Origin of the sequence: Paraburkholderia sp. (assembly GCF_050742655.1) — a bacterium.
In the GTDB taxonomy this organism is placed as follows: domain Bacteria; phylum Pseudomonadota; class Gammaproteobacteria; order Burkholderiales; family Burkholderiaceae; genus Paraburkholderia.
In genome coordinates, this window is the sequence record NZ_JBOIGG010000037.1 from 1 (window position 1) to 25,461 (window position 25,461).

The window sequence follows — 25,461 nt, forward strand, 5'->3', positions numbered from 1 at the left end:
TGTCGCCTGCATGCGCAAACTGCTCATCACGCTTAACGCAATGGTTCGCTCCAACACTCCCTGGCAGTCGGACTTCCATGACGCGTGACATTGCTCGTCTCAAGATAGTTGCTGTCGACCAGAGTTAGCGCTTTAGCGCTTACTCTGGTCCCATGCCGGAGTTGGCGCTTTAGCGCCGTACTCCGGCGTCGATCTCTATTAGTGTTCATCAAAGCGTCGAGGCCGCGCAGCGAGGCGAAACCCGACGGCCCTGACGGCCGGAAACCGCATCGGGGACTGTACCTCAACCGCTCGACGAGCCCCCGTAGGACCACACCTGTCATGCGACTGCTTTCGATGCTTGCATCGTCTCACCGGCTTTTCGCACCGTCTATTGAATAAAAACCTCGACGTGTTAACCAAACGGTAAAGTCAGGGCGCAAATCTTGCGCGGGAAGTGGAGGGGGTCACGAGCGCCCGGGCGGGCTGGAATCAAGGCTCGAAGACATCCACGGCACATGCGCGCAACGGCACACGACACTTGCGCGAGCGATAACGGGCAACGCATACTTGCGCCCCGTTCATCGACGACACGCCCATGAAGAAGTGGATTATTTCGCTGCTGATCGCCATCGCCGCGCATGCGGCCGCGACTACGGCAACAGCGGCGCCGGCCTGCACGCAGTTCACGCCGAACGCGCAGTGGCCCGTTCTCACCAACCCGAAGATGACGCCAAAGACGCGCATGCTGTGCTACGCGGACTTCGCCGTCATGCATTCGGGTATCACGCACGGACCACTGTGGTCCGCCGAACACCTGACCCGCGATCACATCGAGACCGCACACGACATGGTGCGCACCAACCGCTTCTTCGAGGATGCGCGACTGCCTGACGGTGAAGGCGCGACGCTCGCGGACTACAAACGCAGCGGCTTCGATCGCGGCCATATGAGTCCGGCCGGCAATCGCTGGACACCCGAAGGAATGGCACAATCGTTCTCGCTTGCGAACATCGTGCCGCAGGATCGCGTGAACAATCAGCGCCTGTGGTCACGCATCGAAACCGCGGTGCGCCGTCTCGCGACGAAATACGACGAGGCGTGGGTCGTCACCGGGCCGATGTTCAATGGCGAGCAGTTGCAGACCATCGGACCGACGCGCGTGCTCGTGCCGACCCAGCTGTTCAAGGTCGTCTATCTGCCGTCGCGCTCGCTTGCGTTCGCGATCGTCGCGGACAACGTGTCGACGAACCGCTACGACATCCGCTCGGTGCACGAGCTCGAGGCGGCGAGCGGCATCCGCTTTCCGGGCATTCCGGAAGCGTTGAAGGACCAGCGACCCGGAGGACTGAAAGGTGTTTAAAGCCTATGCGAACGACGCGGACGTGCTGAGCATCCAGGGCGACGCGCTCACCGTCTCTAACGGTACGACGCGCATCGTCGTCAGCGGCACGCTTGAAATCGCGAAGGACCGGCGTGGACTCGACGCCGCGCTCGCGCTGAAGCAGGCGCTCGACAGCGTGGTCGCGGCATTGCAGGCGCAGCCGAATCTGCTCGCACGTATCAACGACGAACCCGATGCGAAACCCGGCGTCGTCGATAATCCATTCAAGTAACGAGCGAAAATTCTATCGGGCCGGCGGATCCGCCAGCTCCGCAAGCTTGCTCGCATCGACGATCTCGATCTCCGCATAGCGCAGCTGCAGCGCGCCCTGCATTTCGAACTGCCGCAGGATCTGATTCGTGGTTTGCCGCGACAGCGCGAGCATCATTGCGAGGTCTTCCTGCGGCACCTTCAGCACGCGCCGCAGCGTGTCTGCCTTGTCGAGACCACCTGCCATCAGCAGCAGACGCCGCGCCACGCGCTGCGCGGCCGGCAGCAGCGCGGCCTCTTCGATCGCATCGAAAGCAAGCCGCAGCTTCTGCGTGAGCAGCAGGCCGAATGCGTGCCACCAGGCCGGCGTACGTTCGAGCAGCGCGGCGAGCGCCGCGCGCGGTACATGAAACAGCACCGATTCGCGCTCCGCATACGCATCGTGCGTTCGCGCGCGGCCGTCGAACAGCGTAATCTCGCCGAACCAGTTGACCGGCTCGATCACGGCCAGCAGCGCTTCCTTGCCCGCGAAACTCGCCGCGCCGATCCGCACCAGTCCGTCGAGCACGCAATAGAGGCCATCGTCGGGATCGTTGCGCATGAAGAGCCGCTCGCCGGCCGCGAACCGCTCGATGCGGCCGACTCCGGCCAGCTCTGTGCGCAGCGCGTCGGGCGCGGCGCGGAACCACGCGCTGCGATCGAGCGCGGCAATCAGCGAAGCGCCCTCGTAGGGCCCGGACGGCGTGGCACGTGAAGTCATCTAACGATTTCCTGCCGGATTGTCGGCTAGCCGAAGGTGTGAAGTCCCGATGCCCGCGATTATGATGTCTTTGGACCAGGAGCGGCACTCATGAGAACGCTGACCGAACAACTCACCCAATATGCGGCGTATCACCGCGACCGCCGCAATATCGCCACCCATTTCATCGGCATTCCGATGATCGTGCTCGCCCTCGCCGTGCTGCTCAGCCGGCCGGTCTGGCCGATCGGCGCGGGAACCGTCGCGCTATCGCCGGCATGGGTGCTCTTCGTCGGCGCGACCGTCTATTACCTCGTGCTCGACGTGCCGCTCGGCGTCATGATGGCGATCTTCTCCGCGCTGTGCGTCGCCTTCGGCCAGTGGCTCGCCGGCATGCCAACGCTGACGTGGCTCGCGACAGGCGTCGGGCTGTTCGTCGTCGGCTGGATCCTTCAGTTCGTCGGCCACATGGCGTATGAACATCGTAAGCCGGCTTTCATCGACGATGTGATCGGCCTGCTGATCGGGCCGCTGTTCGTGTTCGCCGAGGCGCTGTTCGGTCTCGGCTGGCGTCCGTCGCTGCGCGAAGCGATCGAAGCGCGGGTTGGACCGACCCGCATCGACGAGGCCGCCACGCCCGCGCATCACGGGCGGTGACGCGCCGGTGCGCGCACGCATCTGGAATGGGGCTCGCGCGGGCGACGTAATCGCGGTGAACGGCGGCGTACGCGTGCGCCGTCTTGCCGGATCACAGACGGATTCGCACGGAGACAGGCGCGCCGTTCCGCCGTGCGAAGCGAGTGAATGCTGCAACGCAAACGCGGCGACGCAAACCGTTGCATACTTGGCCGTGCAGATCCGCGCGTAATGAGCTAAAACGTAACTTCACGCCCGCGATGCGCGTCGCCGTCCGCCGGCCAAGCGCGTTTTTTGCTTCACCTCCAGTTCGCCCGAAGGCCGCCGATGCGGCCACCGGCCTGAAGTCATTCCTGCGCTGCGCCCGCCCGTACGCGCCCATCCGCCGCGACCGCCCGTCTCACCGCTGTCGCACGAAAGTCGCAGAATCACTGGACAGCCGCCTCGCCTGTCCGCCCGCCCCGATCCAGGAGAACGCATGACCCAGCCCGCCCTGTCGCCCGATCTATCCACAAGCACTGCCAACACCGCCGCCTTCGCGGCCGAGGTGCGTGCCGGTCTCACGCACTCCCCGCAGAAGGAGCTGCCATCGAAGTATCTGTACGACGAAGTGGGATCCGCGCTGTTCGAAGTCATCACCGCCTTGCCCGAATACGGCGTGACGCGCGCCGAAGAACGTCTGATGGCAACGCACGCCGCCGAGATCGTCGAGCAGTTGCCGCATGACGTCACCGTTGCCGAACTCGGCAGCGGCAGCGGACGCAAAACACGGCGAATTCTCGAAGCACTGTGTAAAAAGCGCCCGACTTCCTACCATCCGATTGAAATTTCGCGCACCGCGCTCCAGTTGTGCCGCCGCGAGCTCGGCGACATCGAGCGCATTTCGATCGTCGGCTACGAGCGCGACTATCTCGCGGGTCTCGCGGAAGTGAGCAAGAAGCGCACGCCCGGCGAACAGTTGCTCGTGCTGTTTCTCGGTAGCACGATCGGCAACTTCAGCCGCCTCGCCGCGACGCGTTTCCTGCGCGACATTCGCACCATGCTCGCGCCCGGCGACGCGCTGCTGCTCGGCACCGATCTCGACAAGCCGGTGCCGGTGCTGCTCGCCGCGTACGACGACCCGATCGGCGTCACTGCCGCGTTCGACCTGAATCTGCTCGCGCGCATCAACCGCGAGCTGGGCGGCGATTTTCCGCTCGATGCGTTCGAGCACGTCGCGCGTTTTAATCCCGACGCACGCAGCATCGAGATGCATCTGCGCGCGACGCGTCGCGTGACCGCGCAGGTGCGCGCGGCGCAACTCACGGTCACGCTCGAAGCCGATGAAACGATCTGGACCGAGAGCAGCCACAAGTACCGCGTCGAAGAAGTCGACGCGATGGCGCACGACGCGGGATTCGCGTGCCGCCGTCAGTGGCTGGAACGAGACTGGGGGTTTGCGGAAAGCCTGCTGATCGCGCGCTGAAGCTGCACGCATGATCTGATCGAACGGCAAGGCCCGCGACGTTCACGCCGTGGGCCTTGCCGCATTCAATGCTGCTCGAAACGCTCGAAGCGTTTTTCGGTCGCGCGCTCTTCGCCACTCACGTCGGTGACGCGCGCGGACGGCGGTCCGCGGCGCAGCCACGACAGCATCCGGTCCACCTGATTGGCGGTGCCCTGCAGCATCGCTTCGACCGAGCCGTCCTCGAGATTGGCGACCCAGCCGCGAATGCCGAGCGCGTGGGCCTGGCGCACGGTCGCGTGGCGAAAACCGACGCCCTGCACGAGCCCGCGCACGCGCACGTAATACGTTTCGATCCGTGAATCCAGATCCGGGCCTGTCATGACTGCCTCTCCTAGTCAAACTTTCAAGCCGGCATTCTAGACGTGTCGCGGCAGGTCTGCGCGTGCGAAGCGACACGGGCCGCACGGGCCACGTACAATCCGACGATTTCCACGCCATCCGGAAACTGAATGACCGATCAGACTCGCGACCTCGTGCTCATCACTGGCGCCTCGGGCTTCGTCGGCTCGGCGGTCGCGCGCATCGCGCAGCAAAAAGGCTTTGCCGTACGCGTGCTCGTGCGCGGGACGAGTCCACGCCGCAACGTCGAAGCGCTCGATGCCGAAGTCGTCGTCGGCGACATGCGCGACGAAGCATCGATGCGTACCGCGCTGCGCGGCGTGCGCTATCTGCTGCACGTCGCCGCCGACTATCGCCTGTGGGCCCCCGATCCGCTCGAGATCGAGCGCGCGAATCTCGAAGGCGCCGAAGCGACGATGCGCGCGGCGCTGAAGGAAGGCGTCGAGCGCATCGTCTACACGAGCAGCGTCGCGACGCTGAAGGTAACAAGCTCGGGCGCCTCCGCCGACGAAACGTCGCCGCTCACGCCCGAACGCGCGATCGGCGTCTACAAGCGCAGCAAGGTGCGCGCCGAGCGCGCGGTCGAACGGATGATCGCCGAGAACGGCCTGCCCGCGGTGATCGTCAACCCGTCGACGCCCATCGGTCCGCGCGACGTGAAGCCGACGCCGACCGGCCGCATCATCGTCGAGGCGGCGCTCGGCAAGATTCCCGCGTTCGTCGATACGGGCCTGAATCTCGTGCACGTGGACGACGTTGCCGCGGGCCACTTCCTCGCGCTCGAGCGCGGCAAGATCGGCGAGCGCTATATCCTCGGCGGCGAGAATCTACCGCTGCAAACGATGCTCGCCGACATCGCCGCACTCACTAACCGCAAGGCACCGACGCTCGCGCTGCCGTGCTGGCCACTCTATCCGCTCGCACTCGGCGCAGAGGCGGTCGCGAAATTCACGAAGCGCGAACCGTTCGTCACCGTCGACGCGCTGCGGATGTCGAAGAACAAGATGTACTTTTCGTCGACGAAAGCGGAGCGCGAACTCGGCTATCGCGCGCGGCCGTATCGCGAGGGCTTGAGCGATGCGCTCGACTGGTTCAGGGAAGCGGGGTATCTCGCCTGACAGAAGCGGTAAGCATTTTGTTACAGCGTCGGCGATAGCGCAGCGGGTAAAATCGCGGGTCCTACCCGAGAACCAACGCATGAATCTAGAAGAACAGATCGGCGCGCTCGCAGCAGGCGTCGATCAACTTGTCGAGGCCGCTGCCGCACCGCTGCACGAACCCGAGCCCGCGCCGCCGGCCGCTGTCGAACCTGGGGCGGTCGAAGAGAAACCGACGCTGCAAGTCGGCCGCCCGACACGCGACGAAATCACGGTGACCATCGGCGGACAAACCGTATCGCTACATCCCGCGCAAGTCGGTCAGCTGATCGAAGAACTCGCGAACGCGCGTGCGTCGATGCAACCCGAGCCGCCGGCAAACCTGCCGCCGGGCTGGCGCTTCGTGTCGACGAAGAATCCGGTGATGGCCGTGCAGAAGCAGTCGAACGGCGATCGTCTGCTGGTGATGCGTCATACGGGTCACGGCTGGGTGCCGTTCACGTTCTCGCCCGATGTGGTGGTCGAGCTGTACATGATGCTCACGCAACGCTAAGCGCGGCACGCTCAGTGCCCGTCACGGCACAGGCATCAGACCGCCAGGCAGATTCGCCGCACCGATCGCGCCGGGCAGCCCGCGCGTGGTAACAGCGGCGTGTTGCCAGACCACCGGTCCGATACAGAAATCGGTCCAGCGCATGTCGCATGCACCGGGCTGCACGGCGTCGGACATCGCGGCCGGTAGCACGGACTGCGTCGCATCCGAAGATGGCTCATCGCCGACGATCCCCTCGAACGCTTCCACGCGCTTGCTCACTTTCGAGGCGTACGCCTGCGAGCCGCCATACGACTTCAGCGCCGCGTTCATATCGCCGCCGGCCGAACGCCGGTAGCCGTAGAGAATCGCCGAACCCACTTCGATGTTCGTGTCGGGCTGCGTCAGATCCTTCACGTTCTTCAGCAGATTGCGGTGCGCGGCTGGCACGACCTGCATCAGACCGGTCGCGCCGTTCGTCCCCTTCGCTTTTTCCTTGAAGCGCGATTCGATCGAGATGATCGCGAGCAACAGTGCGGGCGGCAACGCGTATTTCTCCGATGCCTCGTTCACCGCCTTCGCGATCTGCTCGGCCTTGTCCTTCGCGACGCCGAACTTCTTCATCAGATAGCTGGACACGCGCTGGCTGTCCGCTCTGTCCGCTTTGTCCTTTTCGTCCGCCTGTGCGCCGTGAACGAAGCCCAGCGCGAGGATGACAGCGAAGGTGCGGAACAGGCGGTTCATCGGCGGGGCTCCGTCAACGTTCCTGCACGGGCGCCTGCACGCGCGCCTTCCACTGACCGCCCTTGCCGCGCCAGTAACGCACGGCCGAAGCGAACGTCGCACCCACGTAGAACAGCGCGACGAGCGGCAGGAACGGCGCCCACAGCGGCGAGCGGCCGTAGTAGCGCAGCATCGGCGCATACGCGCAGCACATCGCGGCCCACGCGAGCCATGCCGGCCAGCCAGTCGGCCCGAGCAGCAGCGCGGCGACGGGCGGCACGAGGTAGATGATCGCCATGCCGGCGAGCGTGCCCGCGAGCAGCAGCGCCGAATAGCGCAGCTGCGTGAACGCGGTGCGCGCGATCATGTTCCAGATGTCGCGCCAGCTGTCGTACGGACGCAGCGACACGCTGCGCGCGGCGACGTCGAGACGGATCGGATGCTGTCCGCTGCCGCGATGCTTGATGCGCGCCGCCAGGCTGCAATCGTCGATCAGTTCGGCGCGGATCGACTCGATGCCACCCGCTTCCTCGAGCGCCGTGCGCCGCACGAGCATGCAGCCGCCGGCCGCCGCGGCCGTTCGATTGCGCGGGTTGTTCACCCACGCGAACGGATACAGCTTCGCGAAGAAAAATACGAACGCGGGAATCAACGCCTTTTCCCAGAACGAATCGCAGCGCAGCCGAACCATCAGCGAGACGAGGTCGCGCTTCTCGTCGTCGGCGCGCGCGACCAGTTGCGTGACGGCGTCGGCGGGATGGCCGATGTCGGCGTCGGTGAGCAGCAGGAAATCGGCGGGAAGGCCGAGCGTACGCACCGCTTCGATGCCCTGCGACTGCGCCCACACCTTGCCCGACCAGCCCTGCGGCAACGGCTTCGCGGTGAGCACGGTCAGGCGGTCGGGGCACTGCAGCTGCAGCGCGACCGCGCGAGCCGCGTCGGCGGTGCCATCGGTGCTGTGATCGTCGACGACGACGACATGAAATGGTCCCGCGTAATCCTGCGACAGCAGCGACGCGACCGCCTGCGTAATCACGTCCGCCTCGTTACGCGCGGGCACGACCGCGGCGACCGCCGGCCATGCGTCGCGCGGCGGCACGACGAGCGCGGGCGCGGGGCGGGCACGCCAGAAACCGCCGCGCGCGAGCAGCAGCACACACCAGATCACCAGCGACAGACACGACAGCGCGAAAAGGACCATCGTCATGCGCTGCCCTCGACCGAAGGTGCGCGCACGCCGACGCGGCGCGACAGCCGCATCGCGATCGTGCGCACGGCGACGACGCACCAGTCGAACGCGCCGAGCGTCGGGCGATGGCGGAAGACGTCGTAGCCAGCTTTTTCGATGCGCTCGAGAATCCGCAAGCCGCCATGCACGATGCTGCACAGCTCGAGGCCGAAGCGCCCCGGCATGCGCAACGCGAGCGGCGCGCCGCGTACGATCATCGCGCGCGCATAGGCGACCTCGTGGGCCATCAGCGCGCGCCACGCATCGTCGACGATACCCTGCGAAATCTGTGCCTCGGTCACCTTGAAGCGCGCGAGATCCGCTTGCGGCAGGTACACACGGCCCTTCTCCCAGTCGATCGCGACGTCCTGCCAGAAGTTGATCAGCTGCAGCGCCGTGCAGATCGCGTCGGAATCGGCGAGATTTTGCGGTGTCGCCGCGTCGAACAGATGCAGCATCAGATGCCCGACCGGGTTCGCCGAACGCCGGCAGTAGTCGAGCAGCGCGGGCCATTCCGCGTAGCGGGTGGTGTCGATGTCCTGGTCGAATGCCGAGACCAGATCGTAGAACGGCTGCAGCGGCAACCCGTATTGCGCGACCACGCCGGCCAGCTTCTCGAACAGCAGCGGATGAACCGGCGCGGCACGGCCGGCCGCGACCGCATCGAGCCCGGCGCGGAAATCGGCGAGCCGTGTGTGGCGCTCGGCCGGGCTCCAGTCGCCTTCGTCGGCGATGTCGTCGGCGGTGCGTGCAACGTGATAGATCACACCGACCGGTGCCCGCAACGCCTTCGGCAGCAACACGCTTGCAACCGGAAAGTTTTCGTAGTGATCGACTTCCATCCAGCGAGCCTCAAATCCAATCAGTAATGCGGCCGTAAGAAAATGCCGCAGGACCCTCTAGTTTAAGGGTTCCAGACGCCCGGTGCATGTCCCGACGACGACGTTCGGCCATCGCGCGGATACCCGTGCCGCAAAAGCAAAGCGGCCCCGATAGCGTTAGAATGCGCGTTTGGTTTTGGGCAGCCGGTCGCTACGCCGGCGCCAGGACGTCAATTAATTAATAGATGATCGCGGCGAGAAAGCCAGCTTGCCGGCTTCTTCGAAATCCGCGTCAGTCGGAGTTCGCCAGCCTATGCGAGTCATCCTTGCCCAGCCCCGCGGCTTTTGCGCGGGTGTGGTCCGCGCCATCGAAATCGTCGATCGCGCGCTGTTGCAACACGGCGCACCCGTGTACGTGCGCCACGAAATCGTTCACAACCGTCACGTCGTCGACAATCTGCGGCGCAAGGGCGCGCGCTTCGTCGAAGAGCTCGACGAGGTGCCCGAAGGCGCGGTCGCAATCTTCAGCGCGCACGGCGTCGCACAGACCGTCGAGCGCGCGGCCGAACAGCGCGGCCTCGACGTGCTCGACGCAACCTGCCCGCTCGTCACGAAGGTCCACGTGCAGGGACGGCAATACGTGTCGGCCGGCCGCACGCTGATCCTGATCGGCCACGCGGGCCACCCGGAAGTCGAAGGAACGATCGGCCAGATTCCCGGCAAGGTCATCCTGGTACAGAGCGAGGCCGAAGTCGCGACACTCGACCTGCCGCTCGATACGCCGCTCGCGTACGTCACGCAGACCACGCTGTCGGTCGACGACACGCGCGGCATCATCGATGCGCTGCTCACCCGCTTCTCCAACATCGTCGGTCCGGATACCCGCGACATCTGCTACGCGACGCAGAACCGCCAGGCGGCGGTGCGCGAGCTGAGCGCGCAGGTCGACGTGCTGCTGGTGGTCGGCGCGACGAACAGCTCGAACTCGAACCGGCTGCGCGAGATCGGCGGTGAGACCGGCGTGCCGAGCTACCTCGTCGCGGACGGTTCGGAAGTGAAGCCGGAGTGGTTTGCGAACGCGCAGACGGTCGGCATCACGGCGGGCGCGTCGGCACCGGAGGAAATGGTCAAGCACGTGATCGACGCGCTGCGTGCACTCGGCCCGGTCGATGTGACGACGATGGCCGGCCGCGAAGAGAAGGTCGAATTCAAGCTGCCGCTGAAGCTGACGCAGCCGCTCGCCGCGCGCGAAGCCGAAGCATAGGTTTTTCGCGCAGCCGATAAAAAAGAGCGCAGCGGCTCTAGCCGTCGCGCTCTTTTTGTTTGACCGGACCGGGCCTGATCGTCGGCCCAGTCAAACATACGGCCGTCAGCCGGCGTTGCGCGCGTTGTGCGCGGTCAGGAACTTGATCAGGCCGTCGATGCCGCCTTTCGAAATCTGGTCCGCGAATTGCGTCTGATACACCTGAATCAGCCACGCGCCCATCATGTTGATGTCGTAGACCTTCCAGCCGGTCGGGGTCTTCGACAGGCGATAGTCGATTGCATCGTCGCCGCCGTTGCTGATCACGTGCGACTGGACGACCGTGTCTTTCGCGGCGGCGGGCACGTTGGTTGGCATGAAGCGGAATTTCACGTCCTGGTCGCGCAACTGGGCCAGCGAAGCAGCATAAGTGCGCACCAGCAGCAGCTGGAACTGCTCGTACAGCTGCTTCTGCTGGTCGGGCGTGGCCGTGGTCCAGGCTTTACCGATCGCGATCCGCGTGGTGCGCTGGAAATCGGTGGCCGGGACGAAGTGCGTTTCGACCACCTCGGTGATCTTCGCCATGTCGCCGCCGCGCGCCTGCGGGTCCGCCTTCATCGCAGTGACCGTGCCTTCGACGGCGCTCTTCACAATGGCATCGGGTGCGCTTTGCGCGAAGGCGCTCGTGGAAATCAGCGCCGCAACCAGAAATGCAGGGAAATAACGTTTCATACGCTCGCCAGAACAGGAAAAAAGACGCCGGACGACCTCGGGCCGCCGGCGCAATCCAGTATACCGGCTTTGCCTGCGGGCGCTCGCGGCCGACAGCGCCGGCCTTGGGTGCCGCATCGGTATACTTGTGCCCTCCTGACAACCACGCTGTCCGTGACCAGGCTTCTTTCGCCTAATGCTCAAGTCCTCGATCGTCCGTCTCGTCGCCACCTCGGTGCGCTATCCGCTGCAGGTCATTGCCCTTTCGCTGGCTCTCGCCGTCGCAAGCGGCTATTACGTCGCCCATCACTTCAAGATCAATACCGACATCAGCCGGCTGATCGACACGGACAAGACCTGGTCCGCGCTCGGCGACGCGATGGACACGGCCTTCCCGCAGCGCGGCCAGACCGTGCTGGTCGTGGTCGAGGCGCAGGCGCCGGAATTCGCGGATGCGGCGGCCAACGCGCTGACCGCCGCATTGCGCCATGACCCGCGTGAATTCGTCGCAGTTTCGCAGCCGGCCGGCGGCCCGTTCTTCGAGCACGACGGCATGCTGTTCCCGTCGTTGAAAGACGTCGAATCGACCACGTCGCAACTGGTTCAGGCGCGTCCGCTGATCAATACCCTCGCGCACGATCCGAGCCTGACCGGACTGGCCGGCACGCTCAACACCACGCTGCTGCTGCCGCTGCAGATCGGTCAGGTGAAGCTCCCCGACATGAGCCATCTGCTGTCGCAAAGCGCAACCACGCTCGATCGTGTGCTGGCCGGCCAGCCGGCGGCGTTCTCGTGGCGCGCGCTGGTCGACAAGGATGTGCAGACGAATCCCGCCCGCGCGTTCATCACGGTGCAGCCGGTCGTCGATTACGGCGCGCTCGAACCAGGCGCGCGCGCGTCGGCGGCGATCCGCGCGACCGCCGTATCACTCGATCTGGCGAGGCGCTACGGCGCGCAGGTCCGCCTGACCGGCGAACAGCCGCTCGCCGACGAAGAGTTCGCGTCGGTCCAGGACGGCGCCGCACTGAACGGCATCGTGACGGCTTTTGTTGTGCTGGTGATCCTGTGGCTCGCGCTGCGCTCGGGCAAGCTGATCGTCGCGGTCTTCATCACGCTGTTCGTCGGGCTCGCGATCACTGCCGCGCTCGGCCTGATGATGGTCGACGCGCTGAACATGATCTCGGTCGCGTTCATGGTGCTGTTCGTCGGGCTCGGGGTCGACTTCGGTGTGCAGTTCGGTGTGAAGTACCGCGAGGAGCGCCATCTCGACGACCGGTTGCCGGCCGCGCTGATCCACACCGCGCACAGCATCGGCGTGCCGTTGACGCTCGCGGCAATCGCAGTAGCGGAGAGCTTCTTTTCGTTTCTGCCGACCGCGTACCGTGGCGTGTCGGAGCTCGGCAAGATCGCGGGCGTCGGGATGTTCGTCGCGTATGTGACCAACATGACGCTGCTGCCCGCGCTGATCAAGGTGTTCAATCCGCGCGGCGAGCCGGCCTCGCCCGGCTTCCGGCAGCTCGCGCCGGTCGACGATTTCCTCGACCGGCATCGCAAGCCCGTGCTGATCGGCACGCTGGTCGTCGTGATTGGCGCCCTGCCGCTGCTCACGCATCTGCGCTTCGACTTCAACCCGCTGCATCTGAAAGACCCACATACTGAATCGATGGCGACGCTGCTGTCGCTGAAGGATTCGCCCGAAGCCGCCGTCAACGACGTGTACGTGCTCGCGCCGTCGCTCGCGGACGCGGACCGGATCACCGCGCATCTGTCCGCGCTACCCGAGGTCGGTCGCGTCACGACGCTCGCCACCTTCATCCCATCCGACCAGCCGCAGAAGATCGCGTTGATCGACAACGCCGCGCAGCTGCTGCTGCCCGCGCTCACGCAAACGCCCGCGCCGGCCGCGACCGACGCGATACGCGTCGCGGCGCTCAAACGCGCGGCGAACCAGCTATCGCTCGCCGCGGACGACCACCCCGGCCCCGGCGCCGCCGAAGCGCAACACCTCTCCGCGACGCTGACAAAGCTCGCCGCCGCCGATGTCGCCACCCGCGACCGCGCCGAAAAAGCGATGTCCGAGCCGCTTAAGCTCGCGCTCGCGCAACTGGCCGCGCTGCTGCAGCCCACGACGATCACACGCGAGACGCTGCCACCCACGCTCGCTCGCGACTGGATCGCGCCCGACGGCCACGCGCTCGTCGACATATCGCCGAAGATCGCGCCCGGCGCCGATCCCGGCGACGACACCGTCCTGCGCCGCTTCGCGCATGCGGTGAAAGCGGCGGAGCCCGGCGCGATCGGCGGGCCGATCTCGATCCTGCATTCCGCCGACACGATCATCAAGGCGTTCCTGCAGGCCGCCTGCTGGTCGGTGCTGTCGATCACGATCCTGCTGTGGCTCACGCTGCGGCGCTTCGGCGACGTGCTGCGCACGCTGATTCCGCTGCTGGTTTCGGCGATCGTGACACTCGAACTGTGCGTGGTTTTCGGCATGCCTCTCAACTTCGCGAATATCATCGCGCTGCCACTGATGCTCGGCGTCGGGGTGGCGTTCAAGATTTACTTCGTGATGGCATGGCGCAGCGGCCAGACCGGCCTGCTGCAGTCGAGCCTCACGCACGCCGTGATGTTCAGCGCGGCGACCACGGCGACCGCGTTCGGCAGCCTGTGGCTGTCGCACCACCCCGGTACGTCGAGTATGGGACGATTGCTGGCGCTGTCGCTGCTCTGCACGCTGATCGGTGCGGTCGTCTTCCAGCCGGTGCTGATGGGCAAACCGCGCGCGAAGCGCGCCACGAAAAAATTGCAAGGGATTGACGGATGAAGATGCAAAACGCCGCACTGGCACTGCTCGCCGCAAGCCTCGTCACAGGCTGCGCGACGGGCCCCAACCGCAAGCCAGGCGACCCGTTCGAACCGGTTAACCGTGCCATCTTCAAGGTCAACGACGCGATCGACACGAACATCGCCGTCCCGGTCGCGAAGGGCTACGAGAAAGTGACGCCTGAGCCGATCCGCACGGCGATCAGCAACTTCTTCTCGAACCTCGGCGATCTCGGCAATGCGGCGAACAACCTGCTGCAGCTGAACATCACCGACGCGACCGAAGACATCATGCGCTTCGCGTTCAACTCGACGTTCGGCCTCGGCGGCCTGCTCGACTGGGCGACCCCCGCCGGCCTGCCGAAGCACGACCAGGACTTCGGCTTGACGCTGGGCCACTGGGGCGTGCCGGCCGGCCCGTATCTGGTACTGCCGCTGTTCGGCCCGAGTTCGGTCCGCGACAGTATCGGTCTCGCAGTCGACGTGCGGTTCAATCCGCTGAACTACATGGAGCCGGCGCTGCGCAATCCGCTGTATGTCGCGCAGTTCGTGAGCAAACGCTCCGACCTGCTCGGGGCATCGGATCTGCTGCAGCAGGCCGCGCTCGACAAATATTCGTTCGTTCGCGACGCGGTTACGCAGCAGCGTCAAGCGCGTCTGCGGCACAACGGCACATCCCCGGCTCCGCTGCCGGATTACGGCGATCCGGACGCGCCAGCTTCGGGTGCGGCGGCAACTGGGGCGACCGGCGTGCCCAACTACGCGGATCCGGGTGAAAGTGCCAGCGAGCCCGCCGCGAAACCCGCAGCGGGGGCGAGTTCGCCTTCTGGCGATAACGGTGGCAAAGGCAACGTGCCGGACTACACCGATCCCGGCGACGCGGCGAGTAGCCCGGTACCCGCATCGGCACCGGCTGCACCTTAACGCGACGCGTCGTCCGGCGGTTTCAGGTTGAACGACCGGGCGACCAGCTAACGAGCCATGCGCACGGCGAGTTCGTCACGCGCTCTCCCGCTCGACGATGCTGAACCCGACATCGACCGTGCGCTCAAGCGAGCCGCGCTTCTCGATACGATCCATCAACATCGCGGCCGCGAGAGAACCGATCTTCGTGCCGTCGACACGCACGGTCGATAACGCGGGCGTCGTCTCCCTCGCGAAATTGAGATCGCCGTAGCCGATCACGCGCAGTTGTCGCGGCACGTCGATCTTGCGCGCGTGCGCTTCCATCAGAACACCGAGCGCGATCGTGTCCGCCCCGCAAAACACGGCATCGGGTACGGCGTGACCGTCGAGCAGCGAGGCGAGCGCCCGCCGTCCATCGCCCAGGTGTGCGGGCGATTGCAATGTCACGACAGGAATCGAGTCCGCATTCCGCCATGCCTTCAGAAATGCTTCCGTGCGTGCATGCGCGCGGCGGTCGCTTGGCGTAAGCACGGCGGGCCGCGTTGCGCCGCGCTCGCGCAGAAACTCCGCGGCCGCGCGGCCCACTTTCTCGTGCGAGAAACCGACCAGCATGTCGATCGGGTCCGTCGTCAGATCCCAGGTTTCGACGACTGGAATGCCTGACGCCCGTAGCTTCAGCCTGGCGCTTTCAGAATGCGCCACGCCCGTCAGGACGATCCCCGCCGGGCGCCGACCGATTACCGCATCCAGTAGCACGTCCTCGCGCGACTCATCGTATCCGCTCTGCCCGATCAACAGCTGGTAACCGGCGGCCGCCAGTTCGGTGGTCAGGACTTCGACGGTCTCCTGAAACACGCTCCCCGCCATCGCAGGGATCAACGCAACGACCAGACGACTGCGCGTCGACGCCAGCGACCCCGCAATCAGGTCCGGCGTATAGCCCGTCTGACGAACGGCTTCCCGCACGCGTTGCAAGGTGTCGACCGAAACAAGCTCGGGCGAGTTGAGCGCGCGCGAGACCGTCATTTTTGTCACGCCGACCCGCTCGGCGAGATCTTCGAGCGTCACGCGGCCCGTGCTCTTGCGAGGACGCGCGCTGGGCTTTCGGACGTCGAACGAGGCAGGCGGAAGGAGCGGTTTGGGCACGATGGGTGGTTCAGGTGCGAATTAAATTTTCTGGCATTTCTCTCGAAACGATACTAGCATGAGCGTTATAGTTAGCGGTAACATATAGCGGTAACATCAGCTTTTAGCCCCGCAGGAAAACAAAACCAGGAGATGACAACGTTGGAAACAACCTTGTCCGTCGGGCCGCTGATCCGGCTCAAAGCGGCAGACAACGTATTGATCGCGCGGGAACCGCTATCGATCGGTCAGCAGGTTCAGACCGCCGCATCAGTCGTGCGCCTGCGCGCGCAGGTTCCCGCAGGCCACAAGGTGGCCGCGGAGCGCATCGCCCGTGGCATGCCGATCCGGAAATACGACACGATCATCGGGCTCGCCGCGCGGGACATCGAAGCGGGAGAGCACGTCCACACACACAACGTGGAGCTCGTCGATTTCGAACGCGATCCGGGCTTTTGCCGCGATGTGCGTCCAGTCGCCTACGTGCCGGAAAGCGAGCGAGCGACTTTCGACGGCATCGTCCGTAACGACGGGCGCGTGGCGACGCGCAACTTCGTCGGCATCCTCGCGTCGGTCAATTGCTCGTCGACGGTCATCAAGAATATTGCGGCATGGTTCACGCCGGAGCGGCTCGCGCCGTATCCGAATGTGGACGGCGTCGTGGCCTTCGCGCAGACCAGCGGCTGCGGCATGTCCTCCCCGAGCGAGCATTTCGATGTGTTGCGGCGGACCCTTGCCGGTTATGCGCGTCATCCGAACCTTGCGGGCGTGCTGATCGTGGGCCTCGGCTGCGAGCGCAATCAGGTGAGCGCGCTGCTCGAATCGCAGGCGCTTCAGACAGGCGAGTCCGTGCACGCGCTCGTCATGCAGGACGAAGGCGGCACGCGCGCGACCATCGAGGCCGGTATCGCCGCGATCAGGCGCATGCTGCCCGCCGCGAACGACGTGAAGCGCCGCGCGGTACCGGCGAGCCATCTCAAGATCGGTCTGGAATGCGGCGGCTCGGACGGATTCTCGGGCATCACCGCGAACCCGGCGTTAGGCGCGGCGATGGATCTGCTCGTGCGTCACGGCGGCACCGCGATCCTCTCCGAGACACCGGAAATCCATGGCGTCGAATACATGCTGACACGTCGCGCCGTCACCCCCGAGGTCGGCCAGAAATTGCTGGACCGGCTCGCCTGGTGGGAGCGCTATACCCGCGGACACAACGGCCAGTTCAATGGCGTGGTCGGGCCGGGCAATCAGCAAGGCGGGCTCGCCAACATCTTCGAGAAGTCGCTCGGCTCCGCGATGAAAGGCGGCACCACGCCGCTCCAGGCCGTCTACGAATACGCCGAGCCCATCGATAGAAGCGGCTTCGTCTTCATGGATTCGCCAGGCTACGATCCGGTCGCCGTCACGGGCCAGATTGCGAGCGGCGCCAACCTGATCTGCTTCACGACCGGACGCGGCTCGATGTTCGGCTCGAAGCCCGCACCGACCATCAAGCTCGCGAGCAACACGCCGATGTTCCAGCGCCTGCGTGACGACATGGACATCAATTGCGGACTGATTCTCGACGGCGAACGATCTGTCGAAGAGATGGGGCAGGACATCTTCGAACACATTCTCAGCGCGGCTTCGGGGGCACGCACGCGCAGCGAACTGCTCGGGCTCGGCGATCACGAGTTCGTGCCATGGCACATGGGTATCGTCAGCTGAAGAAAGAGCGACCCACACCGACGATAAATAAACCGGAGACAAAGCTTGAATCACGCTTCGCAGCAAGCGCCGCGCAGCAAGGTGCGCTGGCTCGTTGCCGGCCTCATGTGGTCGGCCATCGCCATCAACTATATCGACCGCACGGTGCTGTCCGCGGCGGCGCCTCGTCTGCAAGCCGAATTTCATCTGAGCTCGATTGAAATGGGCATCGTGATGTCGGCGTTCTTCTGGTCGTACGCGCTGCTGCAACTGCCCGCAGGCGCCCTCGCCGACCGCTTCGGGCAAAAGATCGTGCTCGGCGGTGCGGTGCTGTGGTGGTCGCTCGCGACGGCCGCCACGGGTTTGGCGAGCGGCTTCAAATCGCTCGTCGCGCTTCGCGTGATGCTGGGCATCGGCGAAGCGGGTGCTTATCCGAGCAATGCGGGCATCGCCTCGCGCTGGTTTCCGCCCACCGAGCGCGCCACCGTGGCGGGCATCTTCGATAGCGGTTCCAAGTTCGGCGGCGCCGTGGGATTACCGCTCGTCGCGTGGATGCTCGCGGTATTCAACTGGAAACTGACCTTCGCGATCTCGGGAGCGCTCGGACTCGCGTGGTGCCTCGTCTGGATAGTCGTGTTCAAGAACTCGCCGGCCGAGCACAAGCGCGTCAACGCAGGCGAGCTTTCGCATATCCGCGCAGGCACCGACAGGCGAGGCAACGACGAGCCGGCGCCGACGGTGCCGTGGTACGCGCTGTTCCGCCATCGCAACGTTTGGGCGATGTGCATCGGCTTTTTCATGATCAACTACAACTCATACTTCTTCATCACGTGGCTGCCGACCTATCTTGTCAAGGAGCGCGGCATGAGCTTGATGGAGATGGGCTTCATGGCGTCGCTGCCGCTCGTGTGCTCGATGGTCTTCGAGGTGCTGGGCGGCTGGGCGTCGGACCGCATCCATGCATCCGGCCGGCTGTCGCTCACGGCCACACGCAAGCTCTTCCTCGTGATCGGACTCGTGATGGCGTCGAGCATCGGGTTCGCGGCATTCGCGCAGTCCGCGCTCGTCGCCGTCGTGTTGCTGTGCGTCGCGAAGTCGGGCACGACCATCGCGGCTTCGCAGGTATGGGCACTGCCGGGCGATGTCGCGCCACCCGGCATGGTGTCGCGTGTCGCCGGCATTCAGAACACCGTGTCGAACATGGGCGGCGTCGTGGGTCCCATCGTGACGGGCGCGATCGTCGGCGCGACCGGCTCGTTCGTTCCGGCGCTGCTGTTCTCGTCGGCGCTGATCGTCATCGCCATCGTCAACTATCTCTTCCTGCTCGGACGGGTCGAGCCCATTCAACTTGATCAACACTCCGCAGAGGCGCGCAGCCATGTCGAACGTAACGTCCGTGCTTAATCCCTTCAAGAACGCGCTCGCCGACGGGCGGCAACAGATCGGCTTCTGGCTCTCCATGGCCGATTCCTATCTCGCTGAAGTCAGCGCGACGGCGGGCTTCCAGTGGCTGCTCATCGATGGCGAGCACGCACCGAACGACGTGCGGACCATTCTCGCGCAATTGCAGGCGGTCGCGCCGTATCCGGCCGAAGCGGTGGTGCGGCCCGTCAACGGCGATCCGGCGCTGCTCAAGCGCCTTCTCGATATCGGCGCACGCAACCTGCTCGTGCCGATGATCGACACCGCCGATCAGGCGCGTGCGTGCGTCGCCGCTGTGCGTTATCCGCCGCACGGCATCCGCGGCGTGGGCAGTGCAGTAGGACGTGCGTCGCGCTGGAGTTCGCGCACCGACTATCTGGACGTCGCGGACAGCGAGGTCTGCCTGCTCGTACAGGCCGAGACGGTCACCGCGCTGCGCAATCTCGAAGCGATCTGCGAAGTGGACGGCGTAGACGGTGTCTTCATCGGGCCGGCCGATCTGGCCGCATCGATGGGACATCGCGGCAAGCCGGGGCATCCGGAGGTACAGCAGGCCATCGAAGCGGCGATGCGCACGATCGTGAAGTCAGGCAAGGCGGTCGGCACCCTCACGTCCGATCCCGCGCTCGCGCGCCACTATCTGGAACTCGGATGCACCTTCGTCGCGACGGGTGTGGACATCCTCATGTTCGCCAACGCGGCGCGCAAGCTTGCACGCGAGTTCATCGAACATTGAAGCGCGGCGCACCGATTCCGACCGGCGTAGGTGCGGAGCGTGCTCACCGCGAACCTGCAGCACTGCAATCAGCTTGCATGGGACCCGATGAATGCGAACGTCGCACCGATACGTCGCGCTGGATGCCGAAGAGCGAGCGCAACGCAGCGGCGGACGAACCATTCGACGCCGCCGGCGCTGACACCGACGCGCTCGACATCGCGAATACAGCGCGGTGACGACGTGACCATGTACTTTGAAATTACCTCTTTGAGCAAGCCTCGACCTGATCCGCGCAACGCCGGTTGCCCTGGTGACGCCTCACCGAGGCCGGAGTGCGCCGTCCCGCTCCAGCGCATGGCGCGCCTCGCTCAGCGACGTCTTCGCGGCGTGCGCATCGACGGCGAGGCGGATCAACGCGCCGAGCTGCGACGGCTGGCGGATCAGTTCACGCAGGATCGGCGCGATCGCGGTGCTGCCGTCGTCGCGCAGACCCGCGGTCGCGGCGGGCGGCAGCGTGCGCCACGCCGGATCGACAACCGCGCGGCACACCGCGAACGGCACCCCGTGAGCGGCGGCGATTGCGCCGGCCAGGTGCGATTCCATATCGACCGCAAGCGCGCCGGACGAGCGATGCAGCACCGCCTTGTCGGCGGCACCGACGAGCGGTGTGGTCACAGCCGCCTGCAGTCCGCGGCGCAGCCGCGCGCCGAGCGGCGTCGCGGCCAGCGCGGCGGCGATGTGTTCGCTCCACAGAGGATCGGTCACGAGGCGGCCGAACGGCCCTTCGACGGCATCGGCGACGATCAGCGTACCCGGCGCGAGCGACGGATCGAGACCGCCCGCGGTGCCAAAGCTGACGATGCCCGCGCAGCCACGCGCTACCGCTTCGCTCAATGCACGCTCGAGCAGATCGGAACGTGCCGCGTACACCGCATCGACACCGGGGCCACGCGCGATACGCGCCTCGAACGCCATGCCGGTCACCGCGATGACGGGCAGCACGCTGCCGCCGGCGGCCGGACGCTGCGTGTTCGCGGTCACACCCCGACCGCGACGCGCGTGACGCCGTCGCGCTTCAGCTGGCGATAGCGCGCGAGCGCCCACAGCGGGAAGAACTTGCGATAGCCGTGGTAGCGCAGATAGAACACGCGCGGGAAGCCCGTCGCGGTGAAGCGCGTTTCGTCCCACAGCCCGTGCTCGCACTGCTCGCGCAGCAGGTAGTCGATGCCACGTGCTACGGCCGGATGCTCGACGTCGCCGGTCGCCATCAGGCCCATCAGCGCCCACGCGGTCTGTGACGGGACACTCGGCGCGCGTTCGTAGCCGCGATAGTCGAGCTTGTAGCTGGTGCCGTCTTCGCCCCAGCCGCCGTCATCATTCTGGATCGACACGAGCCATTGCGACGCGCGCCGCATCCGCGGATCGTCGTGCGCGATGCCGGCCGCGTTCAGCGAGCACAGCGCGCTCCACGTGCCGTAGACGTAGTTCATCCCCCAGCGGCCGTACCAGCTGCCGTCGGACTCCTGCTCTTTCAGCACGTAGTCGAGCGCGCGCTGTGCCGGCTCGCTGTCGGCCGGCATTTCGCCGAGCTGCGCGAGCATCGACAGGCAGCGGCCGGACACGTCGGCGGTCGGCGGATCGAGCAATGCACCGTGATCGGAGAACGGAATGTTGTTCAGGTAGTACTGCGTGTTCTCGGGCTCGAACGCACCCCACCCGCCGTCGCTGCTCTGCATGCCGACGACCCATTCGCGTGCCCGTGCAATCGCCTCGCGATCGACGTTCGATCCGGTGAGCGCCGCCGCGCGATGCATCGCCATCGCGACCACGGCGGTGTCGTCGACGTCGGGATAGTGCGGGTTCGCGTACTGGAACGCCCAGCCGCCGGGACGCGTGTCGGGACGGCGCGAGATCCAGTCGCCGCGCAGGTCGAGGATCTGCAGCGGACGCAGCCATTCCAGCCCGCGCAGCACGGCTTCCTGGGCGCGGGCATCGCCGGTTTCGAGCAGCGCGTGCGCGACGAGCGACGTGTCCCACACCGGCGACAGGCACGGCTGGCAATACGCTTCGTCGTCGCCGATCACGAGCAGTTTCTCGAGCGCGCGACGCGCGAGCGCGCGTTTCGGATGATCGGCCGGATAGCCGAGCACGTCGTACATCATCACGGCGTTGGCCATCGCCGGATAAATCGCGCCGAGGCCGTCCTCGCCGTTCAGCCGCTCGTCGACGAACGCGACGGCCGCGTCGATCGAACGCTGGCGCGTGTACTTCGGAAACAGCCCGTCGACGAAACGCAGCACGCCGTCGACCGCGCGGAAGAACACGAACCAGCCGGTGCTCTGATGCGCCGCCTTCGGCAGCAGGCCGGTCGTAACCGGCGCCGAACGGAACAGCTCGTCGATGCGCACGCCGAGAGGATTGCGCGCGACCGGCCGCTTCGCGTTCAGCACGAGCAGCGGCACGATCACCGTGCGCGCCCAGTACGACACTTTCGACAGGTGGAACGGAAACCACTTCGGCAGCAACATGATCTCGACCGGCATCATCGGTACCGCGTACCACGACACCACACCGAACAGCGCGAGCAGGATGCGCGTGAACACGTTCGACGCTTCGGCGCCGCCGTGCGACAGGATCGCCTCGCGCGCGCGCCGCATGTGCCCGGCATCCTCGGCGTCGCCGATCATCTTCAGCGCGAAATACGCCTTCACGCTCGCGCTGACGTCGAGCGCGCCGTCGGTGAAGAGCGGCCAGCCGCCATTCGGCAGCTGGATACGGCGGAGGTAACGCGCGATCTTCTGTTCGAGTTCGACGTTCGGCGTCTCGCCGAGGTAATGCCCGAGCAGCACGTACTCGGCCGGAATCGTCGCATCGGCTTCGAGTTCGTAGACCCAGTGGCCGTCGGGACGCTGGTCGTCGAGGATCGCACCGGTTGCGCGCTCGACGGCTGCGTCGAGCGCAGCAGTTTCAGCGGTCGGGGCGAGGGAAAGATCGTTCATCGGCGTTCCATCGGTTCGTTCAGCAGGGTGTCCGCGGCCTTCTGGCCAGAGCGGATGGCGCCCTCGATCGTCGCGGGCAGACCGGTGGCCGTCCAGTCGCCTGCGAGCACAAGGTTATTCCAGCGCGTGCGCGTGGCGGGGCGACGCATCTCCTCTTCTGGCAGCGCCGCGAAGGTCGCGCGCTTTTCGATCACGACCTGCCACGTCGGCATCGGCTCGACCGGCAGGTTCGCCGCCTGCGCGACCTCGGCCCAGATCGTCTTCGCGAGTTCTTCGCGCGGCGTGTCGAGCAGACGGTCGGCGCCGCTGATCGTCACGGACAGACGGCCGTCGAACGCGAACAGCCATTCGGCGGTGGAGTTCACCAGACCGAGGATCGGCGGATGTCCCGGCGGCGCCTCGACCGCGAAATGCGCGTTGACGATCGCGGTAAAGCGCTCAGGCGTCTGCACGCCCGGCACGAGCGTCTGCGCGATGTTCGGCGGCACCGCGAGCACGACGCCGTCGCCGTTCGCCAGTTCTTCAGTGGCGTCGCCGAAATCGAGCGCAGCGACACGGCCCGTATCTTCGAAAGCGATCGACTTCAGCCGCGAACCAAGACGGATCTCCGCGCCGCCGTGCTGCAGCAGACGCAGCGCAGGATCGATGAAGGCGCTCGCCAGCCCATTGCGCGCGACGAGCGGCCGGCACGCCTGACCACCCGCGGCGAGCGTCTCGCGCACGACCGCGCCGGCCAGCGCCGCCGTGCCGTCACGGGGCTCGACGTTGAGCACCGCGAGAAACAGCGGCCGCAGCAGGCGGTCCCACAGCACGCCGTGGCAGCGCATCGTCTGCGCCATCGTGCGGCCGGGTTTCGCGAGCAGCAGTGGCGCAAGCGACAGATAGTCGGTTGCGCGGGTGCCCGGCACGCGCGCGTCGGTGTCGAAGATCCACAGCGGCGCGCGACCCGGCGAGAGCCGCACGGTCCAGCGCGCTTTCGTCGCCAGATCCATGAACGGGAATTCGGGCTGCGCGGGACCGACGAGTTCATCGACAGCGCCGATCGCGCGCGCGTAGCTCAGCGTCGCGTGATTGCCCGACAGCACGAGGTGATTGCCGTTGTCGATCGTCGCGCCGAGCGTGCGGTCGTAGTACGAGCGACAACGGCCACCCGCCTGCGCGGCGGCCTCGTGCAGCACGACCCGCGCGCCGCGCCGCTGCAGTTGTACGGAGGCGGCCAGGCCGGCGAGCCCGGCGCCGATCACATGAACGAGCCGCGCCATCAGAAGAACGCGTAACGGGCGACGATCCACAGCAGCCGCGCGCGCGGCTTGCTGACTTTCGTGCGCGGAATGTCGAAGCCGCGGTCCAGCGTGCGGTCGAGCAGGCAGCGGTACACGCCGGACATGATGCGCGGCGCGCGGACGTGCGCACGCGGCGCTGCGTCCATGATCGCGTCGGCGGCGGCGAAATGTTCCTTCGCGCGCTCGGCGATCGGTGCGCAGACGCGCGGCAGCGCCGGATCGTCGGCGATCGTACTGGGACTCGACACGGCGATGCCTTCGCGTGCGAGCAGTTCGCGCGGCAGATAGCAGCGGTTGATGCCGGCGTCCTCGTCGATGTCGCGCAGGATGTTCGTCAGTTGCAGCGCGCGGCCGAGGTGATGGGCGAGGTCGTGACCGGGTTGTTCCTGCATCCCGAATATCCTCACCGATAGCCGTCCCGCCGCGCTCGCGACGCGATCGCAGTACAGGTCGAGCGTGGCTTCGTCGGGTGCGCAGATGTCTTCGGCGGCGTCCATCGCCATGCCGTCGATCATCGCGTGGAAGTCTTCGCGCTGCAGATGGAACGTGTGAATGTGCCGCGTCAGCGCGGCCAGCGACGGGCGCGGCGCGCCGGCGTAGCAGTCGTCGATGTCGGCGCGCCAGTGCTCGAGCGCCGCGGCGCGCTCGGCGCGCGGCAGATCGCCGTCGGCGATGTCGTCGACGGCGCGGCAGAACGCATATACCTGGTACATCGCGTCGCGCTGCGCGGCCGGAAGGATGCGCATCGCGAGATAAAACGAGCTGCCAGAAGTCGCGGCAGCCGCATCGGTTTGTGTATCGTCCACGACGAGATTGGAAACGGCCAAGACGATCTCCGCTGAGGCGCCCAAGGGCGATGAAGAAGTCATGCCTACCCGCAGGGCAAGCCGTCCGCGCGCGCGGACACGCAAACAGACAACCGCAAACAAGCAAACAACATAAAGCCGGCCAGGAGGCCGGAAGCGGCGAAAAGTATACCAATGTTTGTTAGCTGCCGCAGTTTGGGAGCCGATCCGGGCGCTCCTGTACGGACAGGCGGCAGGCGGGTTGTCTAGCTGAACGCGATCGAGCGGTTGCGCCCCTGCCGTTTCGCGCTGTACAGCGCCGCGTCGGCTTCGTTGATCAGCACCTCGTACGCGGGCACGCCCGTGCGGGCCGCCGCGCCGCCGACGCTCGCGGTGACCGGCACGCTCACGCCCTGCACGTCGACCGGGGTATCGCCGATCGTGTGGCGGATTTTCTCGGCGACCCGCATCGCATCGTCGAGCGGCGTGCACGGCAGCAGCAGCGCGAACTCCTCGCCGCCGAACCGGCCGAACGTGTCCTGAACCCGCACCACCTCCGCGACCCGCT

At 66.0% G+C, this 25,461-nt stretch carries 25 protein-coding genes; 13 read left to right on the forward strand and 12 right to left on the reverse strand.

Annotated features, from left to right (window positions below; genetic code table 11):
- Nucleotides 1-577 precede the first annotated feature (577 nt).
- A complete protein-coding gene (locus ACREXZ_RS29805; protein WP_431767730.1) occupies nucleotides 578-1,342 on the forward strand; it encodes a DNA/RNA non-specific endonuclease in 765 nt (254 codons plus the stop codon).
- Nucleotides 1,335-1,595: a hypothetical protein gene (locus tag ACREXZ_RS29810; protein ID WP_431767731.1), complete on the forward strand. Its 261-nt coding sequence runs from the start codon at nucleotides 1,335-1,337 to the stop codon at nucleotides 1,593-1,595. The genes ACREXZ_RS29805 and ACREXZ_RS29810 overlap by 8 nt, the downstream gene beginning before the upstream one ends.
- Nucleotides 1,596-1,607: 12 nt before the next feature.
- Here ACREXZ_RS29810 and ACREXZ_RS29815 read toward each other — a convergent pair whose 3' ends face one another.
- The gene (locus ACREXZ_RS29815) at nucleotides 1,608-2,333 is read right to left on the reverse strand and encodes a Crp/Fnr family transcriptional regulator (RefSeq protein WP_431767732.1); all 726 of its coding nucleotides are present in this window, start codon (nucleotides 2,331-2,333) and stop codon (nucleotides 1,608-1,610) included.
- A gap of 90 nt (nucleotides 2,334-2,423) precedes the next feature.
- Here ACREXZ_RS29815 and ACREXZ_RS29820 point away from each other — a divergent pair, with 90 nt between their 5' ends.
- Both ACREXZ_RS29820 and egtD read left to right on the forward strand, forming a co-directional pair.
- Nucleotides 2,424-2,969 carry a DUF962 domain-containing protein gene (locus tag ACREXZ_RS29820; protein ID WP_431767733.1) on the forward strand — a complete coding sequence of 182 codons (546 nt, stop codon included), beginning with the start codon at nucleotides 2,424-2,426 and terminating at the stop codon, nucleotides 2,967-2,969.
- Between the two features lie 457 nt (nucleotides 2,970-3,426).
- On the forward strand, nucleotides 3,427-4,413 hold the full coding sequence (egtD, locus tag ACREXZ_RS29825) for an L-histidine N(alpha)-methyltransferase (protein ID WP_431767734.1): 987 nt from the start codon (nucleotides 3,427-3,429) through the stop codon (nucleotides 4,411-4,413).
- Nucleotides 4,414-4,478: 65 nt separating this feature from the next.
- On the opposite strand, the gene ACREXZ_RS29830 is transcribed toward egtD, so the two are convergent.
- Nucleotides 4,479-4,775, reverse strand: coding sequence for an acylphosphatase (locus ACREXZ_RS29830; RefSeq protein ID WP_431767735.1), 297 nt, complete (start codon nucleotides 4,773-4,775; stop codon nucleotides 4,479-4,481).
- Nucleotides 4,776-4,904: 129 nt separating this feature from the next.
- Here ACREXZ_RS29830 and hpnA point away from each other — a divergent pair, with 129 nt between their 5' ends.
- Nucleotides 4,905-5,912 carry a hopanoid-associated sugar epimerase gene (gene hpnA, locus ACREXZ_RS29835; protein ID WP_431767736.1) on the forward strand — a complete coding sequence of 336 codons (1,008 nt, stop codon included), beginning with the start codon at nucleotides 4,905-4,907 and terminating at the stop codon, nucleotides 5,910-5,912.
- A 79-nt stretch (nucleotides 5,913-5,991) separates the two neighbouring features.
- Nucleotides 5,992-6,444 carry a hypothetical protein gene (locus ACREXZ_RS29840; RefSeq protein WP_431767737.1) on the forward strand — a complete coding sequence of 151 codons (453 nt, stop codon included), beginning with the start codon at nucleotides 5,992-5,994 and terminating at the stop codon, nucleotides 6,442-6,444.
- A gap of 21 nt (nucleotides 6,445-6,465) precedes the next feature.
- On the opposite strand, the gene ACREXZ_RS29845 is transcribed toward ACREXZ_RS29840, so the two are convergent.
- The 3 genes from ACREXZ_RS29845 to hpnC are packed head-to-tail and all read right to left on the reverse strand — an operon-like array spanning nucleotide 6,466 to nucleotide 9,216.
- Nucleotides 6,466-7,167: a lytic transglycosylase domain-containing protein gene (locus tag ACREXZ_RS29845; protein WP_431767738.1), complete on the reverse strand. Its 702-nt coding sequence runs from the start codon at nucleotides 7,165-7,167 to the stop codon at nucleotides 6,466-6,468.
- A 13-nt stretch (nucleotides 7,168-7,180) separates the two neighbouring features.
- Nucleotides 7,181-8,353, reverse strand: coding sequence for a glycosyltransferase (locus ACREXZ_RS29850; RefSeq protein WP_431767739.1), 1,173 nt, complete (start codon nucleotides 8,351-8,353; stop codon nucleotides 7,181-7,183).
- Entirely contained in the window at nucleotides 8,350-9,216 is an 867-nt protein-coding gene (gene hpnC, locus ACREXZ_RS29855; RefSeq protein ID WP_431767740.1) for a squalene synthase HpnC, read from the reverse strand. Before hpnC ends, ACREXZ_RS29850 begins: the two co-directional genes overlap by 4 nt.
- Before the next feature lie 292 nt (nucleotides 9,217-9,508).
- Between hpnC and ispH the strand changes: the two genes are divergently transcribed.
- Nucleotides 9,509-10,459, forward strand: coding sequence for a 4-hydroxy-3-methylbut-2-enyl diphosphate reductase (gene ispH / locus ACREXZ_RS29860; protein WP_431767741.1), 951 nt, complete (start codon nucleotides 9,509-9,511; stop codon nucleotides 10,457-10,459).
- Nucleotides 10,460-10,564: 105 nt separating this feature from the next.
- Here ispH and ACREXZ_RS29865 read toward each other — a convergent pair whose 3' ends face one another.
- Nucleotides 10,565-11,170 carry an MlaC/ttg2D family ABC transporter substrate-binding protein gene (locus ACREXZ_RS29865; protein ID WP_431767742.1) on the reverse strand — a complete coding sequence of 202 codons (606 nt, stop codon included), beginning with the start codon at nucleotides 11,168-11,170 and terminating at the stop codon, nucleotides 10,565-10,567.
- A 175-nt stretch (nucleotides 11,171-11,345) separates the two neighbouring features.
- Between ACREXZ_RS29865 and ACREXZ_RS29870 the strand changes: the two genes are divergently transcribed.
- Together ACREXZ_RS29870 and ACREXZ_RS29875 are read left to right on the forward strand one after the other, a co-directional pair.
- Entirely contained in the window at nucleotides 11,346-13,973 is a 2,628-nt protein-coding gene (locus ACREXZ_RS29870) for an MMPL family transporter (protein ID WP_431767743.1), read from the forward strand.
- Nucleotides 13,970-14,896 (forward strand): MlaA family lipoprotein, encoded by a 927-nt coding sequence (locus tag ACREXZ_RS29875; RefSeq protein WP_431767744.1) that lies wholly within the window; start codon nucleotides 13,970-13,972, stop codon nucleotides 14,894-14,896. The genes ACREXZ_RS29870 and ACREXZ_RS29875 overlap by 4 nt, the downstream gene beginning before the upstream one ends.
- 75 nt (nucleotides 14,897-14,971) lie before the next feature.
- Here the strand turns inward: ACREXZ_RS29875 and ACREXZ_RS29880 are convergent, their stop codons facing one another.
- Nucleotides 14,972-15,946 (reverse strand): LacI family DNA-binding transcriptional regulator, encoded by a 975-nt coding sequence (locus ACREXZ_RS29880; protein WP_431767745.1) that lies wholly within the window; start codon nucleotides 15,944-15,946, stop codon nucleotides 14,972-14,974.
- Between the two features lie 210 nt (nucleotides 15,947-16,156).
- On the opposite strand from ACREXZ_RS29880, the gene ACREXZ_RS29885 reads away from it, so the two are divergent.
- The 4 genes from ACREXZ_RS29885 (at nucleotide 16,157) to ACREXZ_RS29900 (ending at nucleotide 20,062) form a co-directional block, all read left to right on the forward strand.
- Complete coding sequence (locus tag ACREXZ_RS29885) at nucleotides 16,157-17,707, forward strand: UxaA family hydrolase (RefSeq protein WP_431767746.1); 1,551 nt, start codon at nucleotides 16,157-16,159, stop codon at nucleotides 17,705-17,707.
- Between the two features lie 105 nt (nucleotides 17,708-17,812).
- Nucleotides 17,813-19,090: an MFS transporter gene (locus ACREXZ_RS29890; protein ID WP_431767753.1), complete on the forward strand. Its 1,278-nt coding sequence runs from the start codon at nucleotides 17,813-17,815 to the stop codon at nucleotides 19,088-19,090.
- Nucleotides 19,065-19,844 carry a 4-hydroxy-2-oxoheptanedioate aldolase gene (gene hpaI / locus ACREXZ_RS29895; RefSeq protein ID WP_431767747.1) on the forward strand — a complete coding sequence of 260 codons (780 nt, stop codon included), beginning with the start codon at nucleotides 19,065-19,067 and terminating at the stop codon, nucleotides 19,842-19,844. Before ACREXZ_RS29890 ends, hpaI begins: the two co-directional genes overlap by 26 nt.
- A gap of 77 nt (nucleotides 19,845-19,921) precedes the next feature.
- Complete coding sequence (locus tag ACREXZ_RS29900) at nucleotides 19,922-20,062, forward strand: hypothetical protein (RefSeq protein WP_431767748.1); 141 nt, start codon at nucleotides 19,922-19,924, stop codon at nucleotides 20,060-20,062.
- A gap of 82 nt (nucleotides 20,063-20,144) precedes the next feature.
- On the opposite strand, the gene ACREXZ_RS29905 is transcribed toward ACREXZ_RS29900, so the two are convergent.
- The 5 genes from ACREXZ_RS29905 to ACREXZ_RS29925 all read right to left on the reverse strand — a co-directional run.
- Nucleotides 20,145-20,801 (reverse strand): phosphorylase, encoded by a 657-nt coding sequence (locus ACREXZ_RS29905; protein ID WP_431767754.1) that lies wholly within the window; start codon nucleotides 20,799-20,801, stop codon nucleotides 20,145-20,147.
- A gap of 62 nt (nucleotides 20,802-20,863) precedes the next feature.
- Entirely contained in the window at nucleotides 20,864-22,825 is a 1,962-nt protein-coding gene (gene shc / locus ACREXZ_RS29910) for a squalene--hopene cyclase (protein ID WP_431767749.1), read from the reverse strand.
- Nucleotides 22,822-24,087: a hydroxysqualene dehydroxylase HpnE gene (hpnE, locus tag ACREXZ_RS29915; RefSeq protein ID WP_431767750.1), complete on the reverse strand. Its 1,266-nt coding sequence runs from the start codon at nucleotides 24,085-24,087 to the stop codon at nucleotides 22,822-22,824. The genes shc and hpnE overlap by 4 nt, the downstream gene beginning before the upstream one ends.
- On the reverse strand, nucleotides 24,087-24,935 hold the full coding sequence (gene hpnD / locus ACREXZ_RS29920; RefSeq protein ID WP_431767751.1) for a presqualene diphosphate synthase HpnD: 849 nt from the start codon (nucleotides 24,933-24,935) through the stop codon (nucleotides 24,087-24,089). Before hpnD ends, hpnE begins: the two co-directional genes overlap by 1 nt.
- A gap of 224 nt (nucleotides 24,936-25,159) precedes the next feature.
- The coding region (locus ACREXZ_RS29925) for a GGDEF domain-containing protein (protein ID WP_431767752.1) at nucleotides 25,160-25,461 on the reverse strand (302 nt) is incomplete at its 5' end.

Coding starts and splice junctions, on each gene's coding strand:
- shc (WP_431767749.1), bottom strand. CDS start 22,825: ATGAACGATCTTTCCCTCGCCCCGACCGCTGAAACTGCTGCGCTCGAC.
- ACREXZ_RS29820 (WP_431767733.1), top strand. CDS start 2,424: ATGAGAACGCTGACCGAACAACTCACCCAATATGCGGCGTATCACCGC.
- hpaI (WP_431767747.1), top strand. CDS start 19,065: ATGTCGAACGTAACGTCCGTGCTTAATCCCTTCAAGAACGCGCTCGCC.
- ispH (WP_431767741.1), top strand. CDS start 9,509: ATGCGAGTCATCCTTGCCCAGCCCCGCGGCTTTTGCGCGGGTGTGGTC.
- hpnA (WP_431767736.1), top strand. CDS start 4,905: ATGACCGATCAGACTCGCGACCTCGTGCTCATCACTGGCGCCTCGGGC.
- ACREXZ_RS29905 (WP_431767754.1), bottom strand. CDS start 20,801: ATGGCGTTCGAGGCGCGTATCGCGCGTGGCCCCGGTGTCGATGCGGTG.
- ACREXZ_RS29815 (WP_431767732.1), bottom strand. CDS start 2,333: ATGACTTCACGTGCCACGCCGTCCGGGCCCTACGAGGGCGCTTCGCTG.
- ACREXZ_RS29875 (WP_431767744.1), top strand. CDS start 13,970: ATGAAGATGCAAAACGCCGCACTGGCACTGCTCGCCGCAAGCCTCGTC.
- ACREXZ_RS29885 (WP_431767746.1), top strand. CDS start 16,157: ATGACAACGTTGGAAACAACCTTGTCCGTCGGGCCGCTGATCCGGCTC.
- ACREXZ_RS29870 (WP_431767743.1), top strand. CDS start 11,346: ATGCTCAAGTCCTCGATCGTCCGTCTCGTCGCCACCTCGGTGCGCTAT.
- ACREXZ_RS29805 (WP_431767730.1), top strand. CDS start 578: ATGAAGAAGTGGATTATTTCGCTGCTGATCGCCATCGCCGCGCATGCG.
- hpnC (WP_431767740.1), bottom strand. CDS start 9,216: ATGGAAGTCGATCACTACGAAAACTTTCCGGTTGCAAGCGTGTTGCTG.
- ACREXZ_RS29845 (WP_431767738.1), bottom strand. CDS start 7,167: ATGAACCGCCTGTTCCGCACCTTCGCTGTCATCCTCGCGCTGGGCTTC.
- ACREXZ_RS29890 (WP_431767753.1), top strand. CDS start 17,813: ATGTGGTCGGCCATCGCCATCAACTATATCGACCGCACGGTGCTGTCC.
- ACREXZ_RS29840 (WP_431767737.1), top strand. CDS start 5,992: ATGAATCTAGAAGAACAGATCGGCGCGCTCGCAGCAGGCGTCGATCAA.
- ACREXZ_RS29850 (WP_431767739.1), bottom strand. CDS start 8,353: ATGACGATGGTCCTTTTCGCGCTGTCGTGTCTGTCGCTGGTGATCTGG.
- egtD (WP_431767734.1), top strand. CDS start 3,427: ATGACCCAGCCCGCCCTGTCGCCCGATCTATCCACAAGCACTGCCAAC.
- ACREXZ_RS29830 (WP_431767735.1), bottom strand. CDS start 4,775: ATGACAGGCCCGGATCTGGATTCACGGATCGAAACGTATTACGTGCGC.
- ACREXZ_RS29865 (WP_431767742.1), bottom strand. CDS start 11,170: ATGAAACGTTATTTCCCTGCATTTCTGGTTGCGGCGCTGATTTCCACG.
- ACREXZ_RS29900 (WP_431767748.1), top strand. CDS start 19,922: ATGGGACCCGATGAATGCGAACGTCGCACCGATACGTCGCGCTGGATG.
- hpnE (WP_431767750.1), bottom strand. CDS start 24,087: ATGGCGCGGCTCGTTCATGTGATCGGCGCCGGGCTCGCCGGCCTGGCC.